The organism is Actinomycetota bacterium, from assembly GCA_030776725.1.
In the GTDB taxonomy this organism is placed as follows: Bacteria; Actinomycetota; Nitriliruptoria; order Nitriliruptorales; family JAHWKO01; genus JAHWKW01.
The window spans coordinates 1-3925 of the sequence record JALYHG010000284.1 but is presented as its reverse complement, the minus strand read 5'-3'; the positions used below and the strand labels follow the sequence as shown (position 1 = coordinate 3925).

General features: G+C 72.8%; 5 protein-coding genes. 2 read left to right on the top strand and 3 right to left on the bottom strand.

What is annotated here, in order from left to right:
- The 3 genes from mraW to M3N57_13675 form a co-directional block, all read right to left on the bottom strand.
- Positions 1-337 (bottom strand): 16S rRNA (cytosine(1402)-N(4))-methyltransferase (gene mraW, locus M3N57_13685; GenBank protein MDP9023719.1); only part of this gene is annotated, 337 nt, incomplete at its 3' end.
- Between the two features lie 14 nt (positions 338-351).
- Positions 352-786, bottom strand: coding sequence for a division/cell wall cluster transcriptional repressor MraZ (gene mraZ, locus M3N57_13680; protein ID MDP9023718.1), 435 nt, complete (start codon positions 784-786; stop codon positions 352-354).
- A gap of 306 nt (positions 787-1092) precedes the next feature.
- Positions 1093-1599 carry an HNH endonuclease gene (locus M3N57_13675; GenBank protein MDP9023717.1) on the bottom strand — a complete coding sequence of 169 codons (507 nt, stop codon included), beginning with the start codon at positions 1597-1599 and terminating at the stop codon, positions 1093-1095.
- Positions 1600-1862: 263 nt separating this feature from the next.
- Between M3N57_13675 and M3N57_13670 the strand changes: the two genes are divergently transcribed.
- Together M3N57_13670 and M3N57_13665 are read left to right on the top strand one after the other, a co-directional pair.
- Entirely contained in the window at positions 1863-2852 is a 990-nt protein-coding gene (locus tag M3N57_13670; GenBank protein ID MDP9023716.1) for an AAA family ATPase, read from the top strand.
- A partial coding sequence (locus M3N57_13665) for a DUF58 domain-containing protein (GenBank protein MDP9023715.1) occupies positions 2849-3925 on the top strand: 1077 nt, incomplete at its 3' end. The genes M3N57_13670 and M3N57_13665, both read left to right, overlap by 4 nt.

Here is a 3925-nt window from a genome sequence, read left to right as displayed (position 1 = left end):
ACGAGATGCCCAGGTCGTACAGGACGCCCGCTGGGCGCGCGATCCCCAGCTCGTCGAGGACGTCGACGAGCGCGTCGAAGCGCGCCTGGATCAGCTCGGTCGGGGCGTCGATGTCGGACAGCCGCTGGCGCGCGAGCGCCAGCGCGTCAGCGTCACGGTCGATGCCTACGAGCGAGGTGGACAGCCCACGTGCGGTGCGGGCCCGCGTGATCGCGACGGCGTGACCGGCGGCGCCGATCGTGCAGTCGATGATGGGCCCCGGCGGGGCATCGGCGAGCAACCCGACGACCCGGTCGACCATGACGGGGACGTGCGGAGCGTTGGACGCGGCCGTCACGCCGGAGGCCTCCATCACGGCGTGGCCTGCACGGGCAACAGGCGGTCGAGCTCGGCGAACGCTCTCTCCGCGTCGCTGCGGTACGTCTCCCAGGCCCCACGGTCCCAGACCTCGACCTTCTCGTCGGCCCCCACGATCGTCAGGTCGCGGTCGAGGCCGGCGTAGTCCCGCAGCCGGCCAGGGACCGTCACACGGCCCTGCCCGTCGGGGCTGTCCTGATGGGCACCGGCGAGGAACACCCGCAGGTACGCACGCGCGCGCTGATCGTCACGCGGCAGTGCGCGCAACTCCTCCACGCGCCGCTCGAAGGTGGCGGCGGGGTAGATGTCGATGCAGCGGTCCTGCCCGGGCACGAACACCAACCCCCCGGCGAGCCGGTCGCGGAAGCGGGCCGGCAGGATGACGCGACCCTTGGCGTCCAGCGTGTGCTGGTGTTCGCCGAGGAACACGTCGTCGCCTCCACGTCCACTGCCTGCCCGGCTGTCGCCGACATCAACGGCCGCCCGCGATGCCGACAGGCCCAGGTCCCTCCACTTCGCACCACCATACGCCCCTGCGCTGTGTGGCGTCAACGGACCCCGTGCGAGTTCTCCCCTACGAGGCGCGTGCTGGGGCGATCTCCCCGGGATGTGCCGCCGCGGTTGGGTAGGGCCGCACGTCGTCTCGGTCCGACCTGCGCGGCGACAACGACCTCACGTGCCACAACAGCAACGACCATCACACGCTCACGGCCGTTGGTGGAGGGAAGTGGAGGGCTACCGGCCGCCGACGGAGAGCGCGGCGTCCCACCGCGCCCCGAGGTACGGCTGGAGGTAGGGTCGCCAGTCGTGGCCCAGGCGCCCAGCGCGGACCACCAGCCAGAACGCCGGTGGCGGAGCCTTCGGTGCGACGGCGAGCTCCAGGCCGGCCTCGGCCGGGGTGCGGTCCTGCTTGGTGGCGTTGCAGCGGCGGCAGGCCGCCACCACGTTCTCCCAGCGGTGCTCACCCCCCCGCGAGCGCGGGACCACGTGGTCGACGTCCTCCGCCGGCGCGTGGCAGTACTGGCAGCGGCCGCCGTCGCGGAGGAACACCGCGCGACGGGACAGCCCGGCGTGGGCCCGCCGCGGCACGTGCACGTACCGGGTGAGGCGGACGACGGTCGGGGCGCGCAGCGCCAGCCTCTCGGAGCGGAACCACGCCCCGTCTTCGTGGACGACCTCGGCCTTACTGGTCAGCACCAGCACCACCGCGCGGCGGGCGGAGACCACCGCCAGAGGCTCCATGGAGGCGTTCAGGACCAGGGTCGGTCGTGGCGAGGTGGTCCGCCCATGGCAACCGCCAGCGGCACCGGATGTCCGGCCGTGGTCCCTCGTGCGGGCAGCGTCGTCCACGCTGGGGAGTGTACGCCCCGTCCACTGGCGCACCGCGTTGCAGCGCGGATCCGGTGAAGCGCGGCGCGCCGGCATCACACCGTCTCGGCACGGGAAGACATCGCCCCCGCCGCTACCATCGCCGCGCCGCCGACCACCGGCGGCCAGGAGGCACCGTGGCCAAGGCGGCCAACGCCATGACCGGTTCCGGGACGCGGCTGGACCTCGTCCCGCTGGCGTCGACGCTGGCCGCGATCGAAGACAACGTCCGTTCAGTGATCGAGGGCAAGCCCGCGGTCGTCCGTCTGGCGATCGTCGCGCTCCTGGCCGAGGGTCACATCCTGATCGAGGACGTACCCGGAGTCGGGAAGACGCTGTTGGCCAAGGCGCTCGCACGCTCCATCGACTGCTCGGTGCAGCGCGTGCAGTTCACCCCCGACCTGTTGCCGTCCGACGTCACCGGGGTCACCGTCTACAGCCCCGACACCGGACAGTTCGAGTTCAAGCCGGGCCCGATCTTCGCCAACGTGGTGCTCGGTGACGAGATCAACCGGGCCGGACCCAAGACGCAGTCCGCGCTCCTGGAGGCGATGGAGGAGCGCACCGTCACCGTCGACGGGGTGACCTACGCGCTTGGGGTGCCGTTCCTGGTGATGGCGACCCAGAACCCGATCGAGCTCGACGGCACCTACCCGCTGCCCGAGGCTCAACGCGACCGCTTCATGATGCGCCTCGCGATCGGCTACCCCGATGCGGACGCGGAGCTGGAGGTGCTGCGCACGCACGGCCACGGCGACCGGCTCGCCGATCTGACCCCGGTGACCGACGCCTCGACCGTCGCCGAGGTGATCGAGGTGGTCCGAGCGGTGTACGTCGCCGAGTCGGTCGAACGCTACATCGTGGCGATCTGCCGCTCAACCCGCACCCACGGCAACGTGGAGCTGGGCGCCTCGCCCCGCGCGTCGCTGGCTCTGATGCGGGCAGCGCGGGCGCTGGCGGCGACCGAGGGCCGAGACTACGTCGTCCCCGACGACGTCAAGGCCCTCGTGCCGCACGTCCTGCCACACCGTCTGATCCTGCGGCCCGAGGCGCAGCTGGCCGGCCGCGACCCCACCGACGTCCTCGCCGACGTGGTCGCCGGGATGCCCGCTCCGACCGGGCCGTGACCGATCGAGGCAAGCTGATGCTGGTCGCGGCGGCCGCGTCTTGGGTGGTGAGCCGGACCTTCGCGATCGATGAGCTGTCGATGGCGGCGCTCGCGTGCATCGCGCTGGTCGTCGTGGGCGTCGCCTACACGCGGGTGGCGTCCGCACGCCTGTCGATGCGCCGCAGCGTGCGCCCGCACCGGCTCTTCCACGCCGGGCAGGCCACCGTCACGCTGGACGTGCGCAACGACGGGCGGCTGCCGACGGCCGTCCTGATCGTCGAGGACCGCGTCCCAGGCGTGCTGGCGATCCCGTCCCGCTTCATCCTGGCGCCTCTGCGCCCGCGGCAGGTCCACCAGGTCACCTACGACCTGGACGGGCGGCAGCGTGGCCGCTACACGATCGGACCGGCCGTCGTGCATCTGCGCGACCCGTTCGGCGTGGCGCAGCGGCCGGTCCGGTTCGGGGCGACCAACGACGTGATCGTCTACCCACCTGTGTGGCCACTGCCACCGGCGCTGCCACGCACGGGACCCAAGGGGACCGTCAGCGACGGCTCCGCACGCCCGCTGGCCACCAGCGGGGACTTCGCCAACATCCGTGAGTACGTCCGCGGCGATGACCTGCGCAAGGTGCACTGGAAGTCGACCGCGCACCGCGGGAAGATCATGATCAGGCAGGAGGAGGCGCCCCAGGACGCCGAGGCGACCATCGTCTTGGACACGCGGCGGGACGCCCACCGCGGCTCCGGCCCGACCTCCACGTTCGAAGAGGCGGTCGCGGTCGCGGCGAGCGCAGCCTACGACCTGTCGGAACGCGGCTACCGGCTGCGGCTGGTCGCCGGCTCGGTCACCGAGCCCGCCCCGACCCTGCCGCGGGAGGTGCTCCTGGAGCGCCTCGCCGTGGTGAGCGCCCAACCGGGTGCGACTCTCCGCCCGGTATGGCAGCCACTGGCCGCCGGCACGGCCGGCGACTGGATGCTCGTCGCGGTGGGCGCCGCGCCCGGCGCCGAGGACCTGCGCCACATGGGCCGCGCCGGGCGCGGCTTCGCCCTGCGGGTCGCGGTGATCGTCACGGCGCGGACACCACAGCCC

What these genes read in the sequence shown, in the direction of transcription:
- M3N57_13675 (MDP9023717.1), bottom strand. Translation starts at nt 1,599, where the DNA reads ATGGAGCCTCTGGCGGTGGTCTCCGCCCGCCGCGCGGTGGTGCTGGTG.